This is a genomic window from Pseudomonas sp. Leaf15 (assembly GCF_001421425.1).
In the GTDB taxonomy this organism is placed as follows: Bacteria; Pseudomonadota; Gammaproteobacteria; order Pseudomonadales; family Pseudomonadaceae; genus Aquipseudomonas; species Aquipseudomonas salomonii.
Genome location: NZ_LMKI01000001.1, coordinates 551,339 through 567,950, shown reverse-complemented (window position 1 = coordinate 567,950; position 16,612 = coordinate 551,339). Strand labels below are relative to the sequence as shown.

Genomic DNA, 16,612 nt, shown 5'->3' with positions numbered 1-16,612 from the left:
GCCTTGATGTTGCTACTACTTGCCCCAGGTCCGACCAACACCCTGCTTTTGCGGGCTGGGGTGTTATTCGGGTTCAAGGCTTCATGGAGGCTGGTGTTTATCGAGTGCCTGGCTTACCTGTTGCAGGTTTCCGTGTGGGGCGTTGCACTGCACTATCTGGTGGACTACTCGCTGTGGGCGTTGATGGCCGTACAACTGGCAGCGGCTTGCTACCTGTTGCATGTCTCATTCACGCTGTGGCAACGCCACACCAGCATCGCCGACTCAAGCCACGATCGATTTTCCAGCCTGCATTTTTTCTGGCTCACGGTGATGAACCCCAAAGGCTTGCTGATTGTTTCGTTTATCGCGCCGCTCGGCACCTTCACGTCGCTGCCAGGCTATGTCGGGTTCATGACCCTGCTGGCGTTGGTGGTGCTACCGGTAGGCACCGCCTGGATCGTACTGGGCAGCCGGTTTGAAGGGGTTCAGAAAGCCTGGTTAACCCCCTTGAAGATCAACCGCATCGCCTCCGTGGCCATTGGTTGTTTTGCCACGATCATGATGGGGCGGTTGGCAGGGGCGGTGATTCACTGATTCACATGCTGATGCAAACAGACGTGTGCGCCTGTGGAACGTTTGTGTTTTTTCACTCCACTCAGAATTGCCTGATGGACAGGCACTGGTTTGGACTTCCCTGATGTGGCAGTCCGGCCTATTCAATGAGTTTATGGAGATTTACATGGCTTTTTTTGATGCTGTAATTGCTTTCAAAGGTGCGCTGCTCGGAGCCCTGCTGGGCAATAATGTACCGCGCAATGATTTTGGAAACGGGTATCGGTCGTGGTCGCAAACAAACGTTACCCACCATCACCACCGCCCCCATACAGTTCGGCCGCATGCGGGCAATACCTATCCCTACCAGACGAATACTGGCAAGCCGCATACGCAGCAACCCACGATCTGCGTGCAGCCTTCACCCTACAGACCTACTTATCCTACGTATCCGACTTTTACGCTGAACCGTTAATGGGCCTGGCCTGAAACAACTGCGCCAAGGCCCGTGGTAAGCGGCCTTGGCGCAGTAGATCCAACATGTTTGAGCGGCTTACAGCGCGCCAAACACCTTCTTCGCCAGGCTGGTGGCCGCGGCCGCCGGGTTTTTGCGAATGGTTTCTTCCTGCTGCGCGATCATCTTGAACAAGCCGTCCAGCGCCTGTTCGGTCACGTAGTTTTCAACGTTGGCACTTTTGGCATCCACTGCACCGAATGCTGCCGCCTTGCCGGCCAGAGCGTTGTACTGCTGAGCAACCCCAACCTTGTCGGTAGCCGCTTTGACGATCGGCAGGAACTTGGCGCGGATCTGCTCACGGCTGCTCTTATTCAGGTACTGCGTCGCCGAGTCCTGGCCGCCGCTGAGAATGCCCTTGGCGTCGGTCACGCTCATGTTTTTAACCGCATTGACCAGGATCGGTTGCGCCTGGGTCACGGCCGTTTCGGCGGCCTTGTTCATGCTGGTTTCCAGCTGCGTGACCTGGTCACCCATGCCGAACATCTTCAGCTTGTCGGCGACTTTGCCCAGCTTGCCTGGCAAGCCGATCTTCACTTCGGGGTTGTTGCTGAAACCACCGGGCGCACCCAGTTGCTTCACGGCGATCTGAGCGCCTTGGGTCAGGGCGTCCTTGAGACCGCCGGAGGCGTCGCCCTGGGACAGGCTGCCAAGGTCCAGGGCCATGGCGTTGGCACCGAGCAGCAAGCCGGCACACAGGGCAGTGAGGCGAAGAGAGTGACGGAGCATGAGCGCTTCCTTATGTTCGGGCTTATGGTCTGGAAAAGGTCAGTGTGCAACAGCATCAACGCGCAGGCGCAGGGGTTGTTGGTCCTTGCCGTCGAGCTGCACCGCGTGGCGTTCGGTGGTAATAAACAGTAGCTTGCCGTCCAGCTCGATGCGAGCGCTTACCGAGTAAGTGTGGCCGGGCTTGACCTGCGCCGGGTCGTAGCTCAGGTGAAACGGCAGCGGCACCTGGCCTTTGACCGGGCCTTTCTGTTCGGCCAAGGTCACTGCCGGCGCGTCCATCAGCGACACGTCCTGCAGGCTGACGCTCAAGGTGGCGGCGGGCGACAGGGCGATGCGTTGCAGGTAGAACACTTCGCCGTCGAGGCTGGCCTTGGGGGCTGGAGTCATGGATTGGCAGGCTCCGAGCAGGGCGGTAAGGCCCAGGAGGATGATCTTTTTCATGGTACAGCTCCTTTTCAACGGCGCCGGAAACAGCCCGGCGCCTCAGTCAATCTAGCGGCTTTCTGCCGGTTCCACAGGCGCTTCAGCGGCGCCGTCGACGCGATGCAAGGCCACTTGGCGAATCGATAGGCGAATCTCGGCAGGCAACACGCGTTTCGCCGCGCCTTCCGCCAGTTCACCCAGCAGGTCGTGGTAACTCAATTTGCCGGCCTCGTCGCGGCGCAGCACATCTTGCTCCAGCAATGTCTGGATAAAATGTCGGAAAAGACTCTTGTCGAAGAACTCCGGCGCGTTCAGGCCATGCAGGATCGACAGGCGCTGGGCCATGATCGTGCACAGGTCTTCCAGCTCTTCGGCGCTGATGCTGTTCTGGCCGCTGTTAAGCAGCAGCGAGATCGCCATGTAGAAGCGTTGCAGGGTCTGGGCGATGCTCTTGGACAGCAGCGTCAGCAGCACAAAGTGCCGCGAACTCGGGGCCGGACGCAGGTACACGTTGTTCTCAAAACGCAGCAGGCCTTGCTCGACAAAGGCTTCCAGCCATTGGTCGACGACCGCATCCAAATCCTCCAGCGACCAACGAATAAACAGTTCCGATTGCAGGTACGGGTAGAGCGCGCGGGTAAAGCGCAGGATCTGCTCGCGACTCATGCGTGAGCTGCTTTGGAAGAAACTCGCCAGCAGCGCCGGCAGGGCGAAAATGTGCAGCACGTTGTTGCGGTAATAGGTCATCAGGACGGCGTTCTGCTCATCCAGATACACAATCTTGCCCAGGGCATCACTCTGCTCCGAGAGCAGGTTCATGTCCTTGACGTGCTTGATCAGCGCCAGCCCATCGCCTTCCGGCAAGGTGGTGTGCGGTGAGTAGGGCACGCGGCGCAGCAGTGCCAGGTACAGGTCCAGCTGGCGGGCCATGGCCTGTTCATCCAGGGCCAGGCGCGTGGTGGAAAGCAGGGCCAGGGCCACCAGGTTCACCGGGTTGACGGCTGCGGCTTCGTTGAGGTGGCGTGCCACCTGCTCGCCGAGGCGGTTGGTGGTTTCGTTGAGCCACGCCGGTTTGTAGTTCGGGCCCAGCTCCTGGACACGCCAGCCCGGCTGCTCGGCGTCGAGGAACTCGGCCAGCTTGATCGGCTCGCCGAAGTTGACCGCGACCTGGCCAAAGCGCTGCTTGAGCGCGCCGACCACTTTGAAAATATCGAAGATCGATTCTTTCTTCTTGCTCGCCCCGCGCAACTCGCCCAGGTAAGTACGGCCTTCGAGCACGCGTTCATAGCCGATATACACCGGCACGAACACGATCGGCATACGTGAGGAGCGCAAGAAGCTGCGCAGTGTGATCGCCAGCATCCCGGTTTTCGGTTGCAGCATGCGCCCGGTGCGCGAGCGCCCGCCTTCGACGAAGTACTCCACCGGGAAGCCCTTGGTGAACAGGGTGTGCAGGTATTCATTGAACACCGAGGTGTACAGCGGGTTGCCCTTGAAGGTGCGGCGCATGAAAAACGCACCGCCACGGCGCAACAGGCTGCCGATCACCGGCATGTTCAGGTTGATGCCGGCGGCAATGTGCGGTGGGGTCAGGCCGTTTTTGAACAGCAGGTACGAGAGCAGCAGGTAGTCGATATGGCTGCGGTGGCAAGGCACGTAGATCACCTCGTAACCCTGGGCAACCTTTTGCACGCCTTCGATATTGTTGACCTTGATGCCGTCGTAGATCTTGTTCCAGAACCAGCTCAAGACCACTTCCAGAAAGCGAATCGCGGTGTAGGTGTAGTCCGACGCGATCTCGTTGCCGTAGCGCAGGGCCTGGGCCTTGGCTTTTTCCGGGGTGATTTTTTCGCGTTCGGCCTCATCCGCAATCGCCTGGCGCACCAGCGGCATGTTGACCAGGCCTTTGACCAGGTTACGGCGGTGGGACAGGTCGGGGCCGATGACCGCAGTCTTCAGGTTACGAAAGTGCACACGCAAGATGCGCTGGGCCATGCGCACGGTGCGTTCGTGGCCTTTATTGTGCTCGATCAATTCACGCAGGTTGATAGGCGCGGAGAATTGCACACGGGTCTTGCGACCCAGGATCAGGATGCTCAGCAAGCGGCGCAGGCGGCCGGTGACCGCCCAGCTGTCGGCAAACAGCAGTTTCCATGGGCTGGACTCGCTTTCGGGCGACTGCCCCCAGAACACGCTGACCGGAATGATTTGTGCATTCTCTTCGGCGTGCTCGGTCAGGGTGTTGACCAGGCGGGTCAGGGGCGGCGGCGCGCCGCGCTTGTCCTGGCGGCCGAGCCAGTCGGGTTCCGGCGTGAGGTAGAAGAACGCCGCCGGTTCCATCAGCGGGCCCACCGATACCGGCAGCACCGGGCGCGGCAGGCTGGCCTTGGTGCATTCCTTGTCGACCACCGCCAATTCGGTGAGAGAAGGCGATTGCAGGACGTAAAACACCGGCCGGCTGCGGTCCAGGTTAAGGGTTAGGGACGACTGATTGATCGTCTCCGAGCGAACCCAGAGGTACAACAGTCGGCGCAAGGTGCCAAACACCAGACGGCGGAACGGGGAGCGGGTCATAGGCGTGCTGCTTCAAGTGGAAAAAACCGAGCAGGCGCTCGGGCGGGTAGTGTGCCGTATTCGCCGAAAATCGGCAAAAAAGCAGCGATGTAAACTTGAGTTGAGCGTTTTTGAGCCTGTCTTATACTCGGCAGTTCAATGCGAGCGACTCAACAATAAAAATGCATGTGGGAGTAAGACAGATGGCAACGCGTGAAACCGGCAATGTAAAGTGGTTCAACGATGCAAAGGGCTATGGCTTTATCCAGCGTGAAGACGGCAAGGATGTGTTTGTGCACTACCGCGCCATTCGCGGTGAAGGCCACCGTTCACTGGCCGAGGGCCAGCAGGTGGAATACGCCGTGGTGACCGGCGAGAAGGGCTTGCAGGCTGAGGATGTGGTGGGTCTGTAACACCCTTGTCCTGCCAACCCAATCAACTGTGGGAGCTGGCTTGCCTGCGATGCAGACACCTCGGTCTATCAGTCGGACCGCGGTGATGCTATTGCAGGCAAGCCAGCTCCCACATTGATTGGGTTGTCCGGTTTGGATCAGGCAGTTTTCCAGGTGATCTGCTCTTCACCGTCGGCACTGATGCGAATCCAGGTATCAGCGCTTTCCTCACCTTCCTCCTCAACCCAGGTACCCGGCGCGCAGCGCACTTCGACGTTCAGCGCGGCAAAGGCGGCGCGGGCGCAGGCGATGTCGTCATCCCACGGCGTCTGGTCGCTTTCCAGGTACAGGCTGTTCCACTTGCCCACGGCTTTTGGCAGCCAGGTAACCGGCACAGTGCCGGCCTTGCACTTGTAGGTCTGGCCTTTCTGGACCCAGTCGGTGCACGGGCCGAGGGCAGTGCCCAGCCAGGCGGCGATGGCCTTGTAGTCGACCTCGGCGTCTTTCAGGTAAATCTCGATATCAGGTTGGCGCATGGATGTTCCTCGTTGCGGGATTCGAAAATCCATTCGCGGATACTTAAAAGTCGGTTATTGAAGCACGAAATAATCGTAGCGCATCGATACGGTGACCAGCAGCGGGTCGGCGGCCTCGATCACTTCAGCACGGCGCTCGGCACTCGCGCGCCAGCCATGGGGCGTCATTGCCAGCAGGTTGGCGCGGTCCCGGGGCTCGATCAGGCTCAGGGTGAACTCCAGCGTTTCACTGTGCGCCAGGCTCATGCCTTCGGGCACCAACGCCAAATGCTTGTCGTCGGTGTATTCACGCACTTCGTCGTACAGGCGTTCGCGCAGTTCCATCAGGTGGCCGGCAGTCGGGCCGACCTTCATCAAACCGCCGCCAGGGCTGAGCAGGCGCTTGGCTTCGTCCCAGTCCAGAGGGCTGAACACGCTGGCGAGAAACTGGCAACTGCCCGACGCCAACGGCACGCGGGCCATGCTGGCGATCAACCAGGTCAGCGCCGGGTTGCGTTTGCACGCGCGTTTCACCGCTTCCTTGGAGATATCCAGCGCATAGCCGTCAGCGTGGGGCAGGGCGTCGGCGATTTGCGCGGTGTAGTAACCCTCGCCACATCCGATGTCCACCCAACGCTGCGGCGCGCGCTCGGCGGCCAGTTCGGCCAGGCGCTTGGCCACTGGCGCATAGTGCCCGGCATTGAGAAAGTCGCGGCGTGCCTCGACCATGGCGAGGTTGTCGCCTGGGTCGCGGCTGTTCTTGTGCTGCACCGGCAACAGGTTCAGGTAACCCTGGCGCGCACGGTCGAAACGGTGCCCGGTCGGGCACGCCACGCCGTTATCCACAGGGTTGAGCGGTTCGCTGCAAAGGGGGCAGGCGAGCATCAGGCGAGCAACTTGATCAGGGTTTGGTAGTAGATTTCGGTCAGCACATCGAGGTCGCTGGCCAGGATGCGTTCGTTGACCTGATGGATCGTCGCGTTGACCGGGCCCAGCTCCACGACCTGAGTACCGAGGGTGGCAATGAAGCGCCCATCGGACGTGCCGCCGCTGGTGGACGCCTTGGTCTCGCGGCCGGTAATCGCCTTGATGCTGGCCGAAACAGCATCCAGCAACGCGCCCGGCTCGGTGAGGAATGGCAGGCCCGACAAGGCCCATTCAACGTGCCAGTCCAGGCCGTGTTTATCCAGAATCGCTGCCACGCGCTGTTGCAGGCCCTCGACGGTGGATTCGGTGGAGAACCGGAAGTTGAACACTGCCGTCAGGTCGCCCGGAATCACGTTGGTGGCGCCGGTACCGGAATTGAGGTTGGAAATCTGGAAGCTGGTCGGCGGGAAGAAGGTATTGCCATCGTCCCAGTGCTCGGCCGCCAGTTCCGCCAGCGCCGGTGCGGCCAGGTGGATCGGGTTCTTCGCCAGGTGCGGGTACGCCACGTGGCCCTGTACACCGCGCACGGTCAGGGTGGCACCGAGGGAGCCGCGACGACCATTTTTGACCACATCGCCCACCAGCGTAGTGCTCGACGGTTCACCGACGATGCACCAGTCCAGGCGCTCCTTGCGGGCCGCCAGGCGCTCGATGACCGCTTTGGTGCCGTGGTGCGCCGGGCCTTCTTCATCGCTGGTGATCAGAAAAGCCACAGAGCCCTTGTGGTCCGGGTAGTCGGTCACAAAACGCTCCGAGGCCACCAGCATTGCCGCCAGGCTGCCTTTCATGTCCGCCGCGCCACGCCCGCAGAGCATGCCGTGTTCGTCGATCAACGCGTCGAACGGGTCGTTCTGCCACGCCTGCACCGGGCCGGTTGGCACCACGTCGGTGTGACCGGCAAAGCACAGTACCGGGCCTTCGTGTTTGCCATGGGTGGCCCAGAAGTTGTCAACGTCTTCGATACGCATCGGCTCAAGTGCAAAACCGGCGTCGCCCAGGCGCTGCATCATCAGCTTCTGGCAGTCGGCATCAATCGGCGTCACCGAGGGGCGACGGATCAAGTCGATGGCAAGTTGAAGGGTCGGCGAAAGGTCGGCATGGGCCGTCATGGGGAAACTCCGGGAAGCGTGTAATGGGCGCGCAGGACGAATGTGGATAAAACAGGGTTCGATGTGGGAGCAGGCAAGCCAGCTCCCACAGAAAGCAGGGCCTGGCCAAGTCTCGTAAAACGGCCGTTATCTTATAGCAAAACGGCGGCCAGAGGCCGCCGTTTAGTGCATTGCGCAAGTTTTTACTCGGCGGTTGCCGGCTCAACCTTAGGTGCAGGTTTTGGCAGCGATGACAGGAACGCCATGATCAGCGCCGCCACATACGGCAGCGATTGCACCAGCAGCATCACCACCCAGAAGCGTATGTCATTGCTCGGCAGGCCCTGCACCAGGTAAATCCCCAGTGCGGCGCCCCACAACAGCAACATGATGAACATCTCTTCGCGGGCTTCGGAAATCGCGACCCAGAAGCCGTGGTTATCGGCGTTTTTCGGTGTGCGAAAGAACGGAATACTGGTGGTGAAGAAGCCATACAGCACCGCCTTGGCGATGGTGTGCGACAACGCCAGCCCGGCCAGTGCCGCGCAAAACGCATCTTTCAAGTTCACACCCACCGCACGGCGGTAGAGGAAGATGATCTTGCCGACCTTGAACACAAACAACGCCAACGGCGGGATCGCGAAAATCAGCAGCGGCGGGTCAACACGGGTCGGCACGATGATCATCGCCGCCGACCACAACAGGGCGCCGACGGTGAAGAAGATGTTCATGCCATCCGCCACCCACGGCAACCAGCCCGCGAGGAAGTGGTAACGCTGGCCACGGGTCAGCTCGGTGCCTTTGCCGCGCAACAGGCTGGCGGTGTGGCGCTTGATGATCTGGATCGCGCCGTAGGCCCAGCGGAAACGCTGCTTCTTGAAGTCGATAAAGGTATCCGGCATCAAGCCCTTGCCGTAACTGTCGTGGTAATACGCCGCCGACAGGCCTTTCTCGAATACCCGCAGGCCGAGTTCGGCGTCTTCACAGATGCACCAGTCGGCCCAGCCGAGTTCCTCGAGCACCGAACGGCGGGTCATGGTCATGGTGCCGTGCTGGATGATCGCGTCGCGGTCGTTGCGGGTGACCATGCCGATATGGAAGAAACCTTTGTATTCGGCGTAGCAGAGCTTCTTGAAGGTGCTTTCGTTCTGGTCGCGGTAGTCCTGCGGCGACTGCACCACGGCGATTTTCGGGTCGGCGAAGTGCGGCACCATGTGCTTGAGCCAGTTGGGCGACACACAGTAGTCCGAGTCGATCACCGCGATCACTTCGGCATCCTTGGCGGTGTGCGGAATCAGGTAGTTCAGCGCGCCGCCCTTGAAACCGGCCAGGGGCGCGACGTGGAAGAACTTGAAGCGCGGGCCGAGGGTTTCGCAGTAGTCACGCACCGGCTCCCAGACGGCCGGGTCCTTGGTGTTGTTATCGATGATCAGGACTTCGAAGTCCGGGTAATCGAGGGCGGCCAGGGCGTCGAGGGTCTGTTTGACCATCTCCGGCGGCTCGTTGTAGCACGGCACATGGATCGAGACTTTCGGGCGGTAGTCCGAATCGCCTTCCACCGGCAGGAATTCACGCCGGCGCTTGTGGGTCCACACCGCTTCCGCCAGTTCGTGGGCTTCGGTGAGCAATACGATAAACACGCCCAGGGCGCCGAGGGCCAGCAAGATGCCGACGGTGACACTGAACCAGGTGCTGTATTGCTGGCTGTAGTCGTAGCCGATCCACACCAATACCGAACCACAGAGGAAGGCGATAAAGGTCAGGAAGGTACGGCCACGCTGGCGCAGGGCCGAGCCGTCGATCATCAGCAGGGTCAGCGACAGCAGTGCCAGCACCACCGAGCCGATGGCCAGCACGCGCCATTGCGGGATGGCGACGACCGGGCCTTCAAAGTTGAATTTCTGCTGGCGCGCGGCGTTGTACACGCCCCAATAAGCACCGGCTGAACCTTCGTCACTGACTTTCCACGGCTGATCGAAGGCTTCGATCACGAAGTAGTTGTAACCCTGGCGGTTGAGCTTGTTGACCAGCGTGCGCAGGTAAATCGCCTGGTCGGCCGGCGAGCTTTCATTGCCACCGCGCATACGGCCGTTGCTCGGCCAGCCCACTTCCGAGAGCAGCAGCGGCTTTTTCGGGAACAGCTTTTTCAGGTCGCGGGCACGGTCGAGGACGTACTGGCCGGCCTTGTCCATGGGGATGAATTCCCAGAACGGCAGGATGTGCGCGGCGATCAGGTCGACGTGCTTGGCCAGTTGCGGGTTCTTTTCCCAGATGTGCCATTGCTCGGAGGTGGTCACCGGCACTTTCACGGCGGCGCGCACCCGGTCCAGCAGCACGATCAGCGCCTCTGGGGTGATTTCTTCGCGGAACAATGCCTCGTTACCGACCACCACGCGCACAACGCTGCGCGAGGTGTTGGCGATCTCGATGGCGCGCTGGATTTCACGCTCGTTGCGCTCCAGGTCCGGGCTGATCCAGATCCCCAGGGTCACGCGCAAGCCGAACTCTTCGGCCAGTTTGGGGATATCGCCCAATGTGCCGTCCACCGAGTAAGTACGGATGTTGTCCGTCAGCTTGCTCATGATCGCCAGGTCCTGGCGCATCTGGTCGTCAGTGGGGTACTGGTCTTTCTGCGGGAACTGGCCTTGTTGGAACGGCGAGTAGGAGAACCCGGAGATCTGTTCAGGCCAGTTGGGGGTGGTGACCGGGCGGTTGATCAGCGCCCAGAAGCCGGTAAACAGCGCGGCAATTGCCAGCACTACCACCAGGTTGAGTCCAAATTTACGCGATGACATGGCTATTTCGGGTTCCAAAGGGTGTGGAACGAAAAGAGGTGTCGGCCTACGCCGAACGGCGCGCATCCTACACCGGCCTTCAACTGAGCGTACAGCAGACAGAGAAAAGCCGGACGTTAGTCAGCGAAAGACCCTCTAAGTTCTTTACTTGTAGCTGGAAGCTTCGAACTTGTCGCTGCGTAGTCCATAATGCGCGCCGGTTTTTGGGGTAATGGTCATGAGCACAGAAGATCCACGGTTTGCAGGCGTCGCCCGCTTGTATGGCATTGAAGGCCTGGAACGCTTGAAAGCGGCCCATGTGGCGATCGTCGGCGTCGGCGGCGTGGGCTCCTGGGCGGCGGAAGCCATGGCCCGTTGCGGTGTGGGCGAAATCTCGCTGTTTGACCTGGACGATGTCTGCGTCAGCAACAGCAACCGTCAGTTGCACGCCCTGGACAGCACCGTGGGCAAGCCCAAGGTCGAGGTGATGGCCGAACGCCTGCGCGGCATCAACCCGGACTGCACTGTGCACGCGGTGGCGGACTTCGTCACGCGCGACACCATGGCCGAGTACATCACGCCGAATATCGATTGCGTGATCGACTGCATCGACGCGGTCAACGCCAAGGCCGCACTGATTGCCTGGTGCAAGCGCCGCAAGATCCAGATCATCACCACCGGCGGCGCCGGCGGGCAGATCGACCCGACGCTGATCCAGGTCTGCGACCTGAACCGCACCTTCAATGACCCGCTGGCCTCGAAAGTGCGCTCCACACTACGCCGCGACTACGGCTTTTCGCGCACCGTGACCCGCCATTACAGTGTGCCGTGTGTGTTCTCTACCGAACAACTGCGCTATCCCAAGCCGGACGGCAGCATCTGCTTGCAGAAGAGTTTTGTCGGTGACGGCGTGAAGCTGGACTGCGCCGGTGGGTTTGGCGCGGTGATGATGGTCACGGCCACGTTCGGCATGGTGGCGGCGACCAAGGCGGTGGACAAGATTGTGGCCGGGGTGCGCAGGCCGTCGGAGCGGGTCAAGCCTACCCAGATCTAGCTGTCCTGCACAAAACAAAATGTGGGAGCTGGCTTGCCTGCGATAGCTTCACCGTAGTCTGACTGATAGACCGAGGTGCCTGCATCGCAGGCAAGCCAGCTCCCACACAAGCCAGCTCCCACATTAGTTTTGCGTACAGGTCAGCTCTTGCATGCGCTGCAGGACAGCATTAAGCCCATTGCTGCGCGATGGCGACAGCTGGCGCGAAAGCCCCAGTTGATTGAACCAGCCCGGCAGGTCAACGGCCTGCAACTCACTTGCCGACAACCCATTGACCCGTGCCAGCAGCAACGCCACCAGCCCACGAATCATGCGCGCGTCGCTGCTGGCGGCAAATTGCCAATGACCATCGTGCAAACGGCCGACCAACCACACCAGGCTTTCACAGCCCTGCACGAGGTTGGCCTCGACCTTGTCGTCATCCGCCAACGCCGGCAACCGCTCGCCCCATTGCATCAGCATGCGCGCGCGTTGTTCCCAACTGCCTACTGCCTGAAACGACTCAAGTGCACTGACGGCATCCACTGGCAGGCTCATCGCAACATATCCAGCGCCTGGTCCAGCGCTTCAAAAAAGCGCTCCAGGTCATCGGAGTCGTTATAAAGCGCCAGGGACACACGGATCGCCCCGGACAAGTGCATGGCCTTGAGCAACGGCATTGCGCAGTGATGCCCGGCCCGCACGGCAATGCCTTGCTCGGTGAGCAGGTGAGCCAGGTCGGCGTTGTGCACGCCCTCCACCACGAAACTGGCGAGTGCCACTTGTGGGGAGCCGAGTACGCGCACGCCATTGCGCGCTTTCAGCCCGCGCAGCAGGTAGTCATGCAGGGCCGCTTCATGGGCGACCACGGCCGGCGGGTCCAGTGAATTCAGGTAATCCAGCGTGGCGCCCAGACCGATTACACTCGCAATCGGCGGCGTGCCCGCCTCGAAACCCAGCGGCGCAGGGCGAAAACTCGCACTTTGATACTCGGCCTGCTGCACCATCTCGCCGCCGAACTGCCAGTGGCGCAGGTGATGCAGCGCTTCATTACGGCCATACAGCACGCCGACGCCGTCCGGGCCGTAGAGCTTATGGCTGGAGAATACATAGAAGTCGCAACCCAGCGCCTGTGCATCGTGGCGACCATGGACAATGCCTTGGGCACCGTCGACCACGGTCAAGGCGCCGTGGGCCTTGGCCATGGGCAGCAAGGCCTCCAGGGGTTGCCAGGTGCCGAGCACGTTGGATAGCTGGCTCACTGCCAGCAAGCGCGTGCGCGGGCCGATCAATTCGGCGGCGGCTTGCAGGTCAATCACGCCATCATCGCCAAGGGGCAAGACCACCAGCGTCAGCGCGCGACGCTTGGCCAGTTGCTGCCAGGGCAGCAGGTTGGCGTGGTGTTCCAGGGCGCTGATGACAATCTCATCGCCCGCATTGAATAAGTGCTCAAGGCCATAGGCCAAGAGGTTCAGCGCAGACGTCGCGCCGTGGGTAAACACGATCTGCCCGCTGTCACCTGCGTTCAACCACTGCGCGACCTTGCTGCGACTGTCTTCAAACGCCTGGGTCGCGTGAGCCCCCGGCAAATGCTGGGCGCGGTGCACATTGGCTGCGCCATTGGCGTAGTAATGGCTGATAGCGTCCAACAGGGCTTGGGGTTTTTGTGTGGTGGCGGCGTTGTCCAGGTAGGTCTGGTCTTGCCGTTGCAGGGTGGCGATGGCCGGGAAATCGGCGCGCCAGGGGGAGGGCACAAGCATGGTCTTAAGACTCGTATAAGCGAGCCCCAGGTTTGGGGCCCGCTAGTGGCATCGAGTGGCTGCTTAGTTGTGAGCGTGCAGCGCTTCGTTCAGTTCGATCGCCGATTTGTGGGTTTTGCACTCCACGGCACCGGTCTGGGAATTGCGACGGAACAGCAGGTCCGGCTGGCCGGCCAGTTCGCGCGCCTTGACCACTTTGACCAGTTGGTTGTGCTCGTCGAGCAGGGCAACCTTGGTGCCGGCAGTCACGTACAGGCCCGATTCCACGGTATTGCGGTCGCCCAACGGGATGCCGATACCGGCGTTGGCGCCGATCAGGCAGCCTTCGCCCACCTTGATCACGATGTTGCCGCCGCCCGACAGGGTGCCCATGGTGGAGCAACCGCCGCCCAGGTCCGAACCCTTGCCGACGAACACACCTGCCGATACACGGCCTTCGACCATGCCCGGGCCTTCGGTGCCGCCGTTGAAGTTGACGAAACCTTCGTGCATCACGGTGGTGCCTTCGCCCACGTAGGCACCCAGGCGGATGCGCGCGGCATCAGCGATACGCACGCCGGCTGGCACTACGTAGTCGGTCATTTTCGGGAACTTGTCCACCGAGAATACTTCCAGCAGCTCGCCACGCAGGCGTGCTTCCAGTTGGCGTTCGGCCAGTTCGTTGATGTCGATTGCGCCCTGGCTGGTCCACGCCACGTTCGGCAACTGCGGGAACACACCGGCCAGGCTCAGGCCGTGGGGCTTGACCAGGCGGTGGGACAGCAGGTGCAGCTTGAGGTAGGCCTCAGGCGTGGAGGTCAGTGCGGCGTCTTCGGCCAACAGGGTGGCGACCAGCGGGGTGTGGCTTTCAGCCAGACGGCTGAGCAGTGCGGCCTGGGCCGTGTCGACACCTTTGAGCGCGTCAGCCAGTTGCAGCGCCTGGCTCACGGTGAAGGTAATAGCCTGGTTGCCTTCGGTGTAACCGAGGATCGGCGCGATGGCGGCCACGATCTCCGCCGACGGGTTGAGCAGCGGTTGTGCGTAAAACACTTCCAGCCAAGCACCTTGGCGGTTCTGAGTGCCGACGCCGAAGCCCAGGCTGAACAGGGAATTGGACATGCTGTTACCTCTACAAAAATGGAAGGCTGGCCTACTTGAGGGCCGCCGAATAACTATCTGGCTTGAAGCCAATCAGGGTTCTGTCACCGAGATCGAGCACCGGGCGCTTGATCATCGAGGGTTGTGCGAGCATCAATTCAATGGCTTTCGACTGATCGAGATCGGCTTTGCGTTCGTCTTCGAGTTTGCGAAAGGTGGTGCCCGCACGGTTCAAAACCACCTGCCAACCGTGCTCGTTGCACCATTGGGTCAAGTGTTCGCGGTCGATACCGGCCGTTTTGTAGTCGTGGAACTCATAGCTCACAGCGTGCTCATCGAGCCAGGTGCGCGCCTTTTTCATGGTGTCGCAGGCTTTGATGCCGAAAAGGTGCAAGGTTTTGCTTGAAGCGGTCAAGGAATTGCCCCCCTTTGGACGTATGAAAGTTAAAGGTCACGGATTATGCCACGACCAGCGGGTTTGGGTGCCGCTCGTCATACTTGCCGATGATTCAGTGCGACTTATGTGCAAAAGCCGTTGCGCAGCCATGGGGGTAACATAGCCGGTTAATATGGCACTTCAACGGCCAGTTGTTGCCTGATCGGTGTCATAGCAAGTCGATTGTCCGGGAAACCCGCGTTATGCAAACCGCCTACACCGTTCTTATCCTGCTGATGCTGGTCAGCGTTTCGCGCCTTGTCGGGCGCATTATTCCCCTGCCGCTGCCTTTGGTGCAGATCGCCGCCGGGGCCTTGCTGGCCTGGCCGACGCTCGGGCTGCACGTAGCGCTGGACCCGGAGCTGTTCCTGTTTCTGTTCCTGCCGCCGTTGCTGTTCTCCGATGGCTGGCGCATGCCCAAGCGCGAATTGTGGCGGCTCAGAGGCCCGATCCTTACGCTGGCGGTGGGGCTGGTGCTATTTACCGTGGTCGGTGCCGGTTACTTCATCCATTGGCTATTGCCTACGATCCCGTTGCCGGTGGCCTTCGCCCTGGCGGCCGTATTGTCCCCGACCGATGCCGTGGCGGTGTCGGCCATTTCCCAGAATCGCCTGCCAAAACCTCTGATGCATATGCTGCAAGGCGAGGCATTGATGAATGATGCCTCGGGCCTGGTGACTTTCAAGTTCGCCCTGGCTGCCGCGTTGACCGGTGTATTTTCCCTGGCGGACGCCAGCCTGACTTTTGTGTTGGTCGCCGTCGGCGGCCTCGCGGTAGGCGTGGCGCTGAGCTGGCTGGTCGGCCGTTTACGCGCCTGGATGATCGCGCGGGGCTGGGACGACCCGGCCACCCACGTGGTGTTTATGTTGTTGCTGCCGTTTGCGGCCTACGTGCTGGCCGAGCGCCTGGGTGCCTCGGGGATTCTTTCGGCGGTGGCGGCGGGCATGATGCAAAGCTGGCTCGACTTGCTGCCACGCCAGACCAGCACGCGTTTGCTCAACCGCAGTGTGTGGTCGCTGCTGGAGTTTGCGTTTAATGGCCTGATCTTCCTGCTGCTTGGCCTGCAACTGCCCGACATCATCAAGGCCGTGGTCAGCCATGAGCCGACACTGTGGCCAACCTTGCTGTACCGCTGCCTGGATGTGGTTGCGATTTTCCTGGTGCTGGTGGTGTTGCGGTTTGTCTGGGTGCAGAGCATCTGGCGGCTGTCGGGCCTGTTGCGGCGGCTACGTGGGAAAAGCGAATTGACACTCGTGCCCACGGCGCGCTCCTGCTGGCTGTTGACCGTGGGTGGTGTGCGCGGTGCGGTCACGTTGGCGGGTGTGATGTCGGTGCCTTTGCTGCTGGCGCCTGGCCAGGATTTTCCTCAACGTGACCTGCTGATCTTCATCGCCGCTGGGGTAATCCTGCTGTCGCTGGTGGCCGCCTGCATTGCGTTGCCGTTGCTGCTGCGCGGTATCGAGCAAAGCCCCGATGAAAAACGCCATAACGAAGTGCGCGAGGCGTGGAAAAAGACCGCCGTAGCCGCCATCCACGCGCTGGAAGCGGACGAGCCTGCCGAAACCCCAGACGCCGCGCAGGCAGCACTCGCGACCGAGCTAAAGGCGCGGCTGATGTCGGAATATCGTCATCAGTTGGAAGTATTCAACGATTCAGCCGAAGCTCAGGCGCTGGCGCACCAGATGGACTTGCTTGAACGCAAATTGCGCCTCAAGGCCCTGCGCGCGCAGCGCTTGGAGTTGTACAGCCTGAGCCGTCATCACCAGATTGGTGATGACGTGTTGCGCGAAGTCTTGGCGGATCTGGATATGAGTGAGGCGAATCTGGGGGTGATGAAGTAGTTGTGCGCACCGCGGT

At 61.0% G+C, this 16,612-nt stretch carries 16 protein-coding genes; 5 read left to right on the top strand and 11 right to left on the bottom strand.

The features are described from left to right. The first annotated feature begins 93 nt into the window (after positions 1–93). Together ASE80_RS02750 and ASE80_RS30590 are read left to right on the top strand one after the other, a co-directional pair. Positions 94–576: a threonine transporter RhtB gene (locus ASE80_RS02750; RefSeq protein WP_330219926.1), complete on the top strand. Its 483-nt coding sequence runs from the start codon at positions 94–96 to the stop codon at positions 574–576. A gap of 145 nt (positions 577–721) precedes the next feature. Next, complete coding sequence (locus ASE80_RS30590; protein ID WP_133257295.1) at positions 722–1,009, top strand: hypothetical protein; 288 nt, start codon at positions 722–724, stop codon at positions 1,007–1,009. Positions 1,010–1,087: 78 nt separating this feature from the next. Here the strand turns inward: ASE80_RS30590 and ASE80_RS02745 are convergent, their stop codons facing one another. From ASE80_RS02745 to plsB, 3 genes are read right to left on the bottom strand one after another with little or no spacing between them, the layout of a single operon-like run. Continuing rightward, complete coding sequence (locus ASE80_RS02745; protein ID WP_056857552.1) at positions 1,088–1,777, bottom strand: DUF4197 domain-containing protein; 690 nt, start codon at positions 1,775–1,777, stop codon at positions 1,088–1,090. A gap of 39 nt (positions 1,778–1,816) precedes the next feature. Continuing rightward, positions 1,817–2,218 carry a YbaY family lipoprotein gene (locus ASE80_RS02740; protein ID WP_056857551.1) on the bottom strand — a complete coding sequence of 134 codons (402 nt, stop codon included), beginning with the start codon at positions 2,216–2,218 and terminating at the stop codon, positions 1,817–1,819. Positions 2,219–2,269: 51 nt separating this feature from the next. Beyond that, a complete protein-coding gene (gene plsB / locus ASE80_RS02735) occupies positions 2,270–4,774 on the bottom strand; it encodes a glycerol-3-phosphate 1-O-acyltransferase PlsB (protein WP_056857550.1) in 2,505 nt (834 codons plus the stop codon). A 182-nt stretch (positions 4,775–4,956) separates the two neighbouring features. Between plsB and ASE80_RS02730 the strand changes: the two genes are divergently transcribed. Next, complete coding sequence (locus ASE80_RS02730) at positions 4,957–5,166, top strand: cold-shock protein (RefSeq protein WP_003219353.1); 210 nt, start codon at positions 4,957–4,959, stop codon at positions 5,164–5,166. Between the two features lie 137 nt (positions 5,167–5,303). On the opposite strand, the gene ASE80_RS02725 is transcribed toward ASE80_RS02730, so the two are convergent. From ASE80_RS02725 to ASE80_RS02710, 4 genes are all read right to left on the bottom strand, one after another. Continuing rightward, a complete protein-coding gene (locus ASE80_RS02725; protein ID WP_056857549.1) occupies positions 5,304–5,681 on the bottom strand; it encodes a hypothetical protein in 378 nt (125 codons plus the stop codon). Between the two features lie 54 nt (positions 5,682–5,735). Continuing rightward, positions 5,736–6,545 (bottom strand): putative RNA methyltransferase, encoded by an 810-nt coding sequence (locus ASE80_RS02720; RefSeq protein ID WP_056857548.1) that lies wholly within the window; start codon positions 6,543–6,545, stop codon positions 5,736–5,738. Beyond that, positions 6,545–7,696 (bottom strand): succinyl-diaminopimelate desuccinylase, encoded by a 1,152-nt coding sequence (gene dapE, locus ASE80_RS02715; protein ID WP_056857547.1) that lies wholly within the window; start codon positions 7,694–7,696, stop codon positions 6,545–6,547. The genes ASE80_RS02720 and dapE overlap by 1 nt, the downstream gene beginning before the upstream one ends. A 182-nt stretch (positions 7,697–7,878) precedes the next feature. Next, complete coding sequence (locus tag ASE80_RS02710; RefSeq protein WP_056857546.1) at positions 7,879–10,470, bottom strand: glycosyltransferase; 2,592 nt, start codon at positions 10,468–10,470, stop codon at positions 7,879–7,881. Between the two features lie 217 nt (positions 10,471–10,687). Here ASE80_RS02710 and tcdA point away from each other — a divergent pair, with 217 nt between their 5' ends. Further along, positions 10,688–11,503 carry a tRNA cyclic N6-threonylcarbamoyladenosine(37) synthase TcdA gene (gene tcdA, locus ASE80_RS02705; RefSeq protein ID WP_017137131.1) on the top strand — a complete coding sequence of 272 codons (816 nt, stop codon included), beginning with the start codon at positions 10,688–10,690 and terminating at the stop codon, positions 11,501–11,503. A 123-nt stretch (positions 11,504–11,626) separates the two neighbouring features. On the opposite strand, the gene ASE80_RS02700 is transcribed toward tcdA, so the two are convergent. The 4 genes from ASE80_RS02700 to ASE80_RS02685 all read right to left on the bottom strand — a co-directional run bounded on the left by ASE80_RS02700 (position 11,627) and on the right by ASE80_RS02685 (position 14,680). After that, on the bottom strand, positions 11,627–12,040 hold the full coding sequence (locus tag ASE80_RS02700; RefSeq protein WP_056857545.1) for a SufE family protein: 414 nt from the start codon (positions 12,038–12,040) through the stop codon (positions 11,627–11,629). Beyond that, on the bottom strand, positions 12,037–13,242 hold the full coding sequence (locus ASE80_RS02695) for an aminotransferase class V-fold PLP-dependent enzyme (protein ID WP_056857544.1): 1,206 nt from the start codon (positions 13,240–13,242) through the stop codon (positions 12,037–12,039). Before ASE80_RS02695 ends, ASE80_RS02700 begins: the two co-directional genes overlap by 4 nt. Positions 13,243–13,305: 63 nt before the next feature. After that, entirely contained in the window at positions 13,306–14,340 is a 1,035-nt protein-coding gene (gene dapD, locus ASE80_RS02690) for a 2,3,4,5-tetrahydropyridine-2,6-dicarboxylate N-succinyltransferase (protein WP_056857543.1), read from the bottom strand. A 31-nt stretch (positions 14,341–14,371) separates the two neighbouring features. After that, positions 14,372–14,680, bottom strand: a complete 309-nt coding sequence (locus tag ASE80_RS02685) for an arsenate reductase (RefSeq protein ID WP_231982825.1) — start codon at positions 14,678–14,680, stop codon at positions 14,372–14,374. A 278-nt stretch (positions 14,681–14,958) separates the two neighbouring features. On the opposite strand from ASE80_RS02685, the gene ASE80_RS02680 reads away from it, so the two are divergent. Next, positions 14,959–16,596: a Na+/H+ antiporter gene (locus ASE80_RS02680; protein WP_056857542.1), complete on the top strand. Its 1,638-nt coding sequence runs from the start codon at positions 14,959–14,961 to the stop codon at positions 16,594–16,596. The last annotated feature ends 16 nt before the right edge of the window (positions 16,597–16,612 follow it).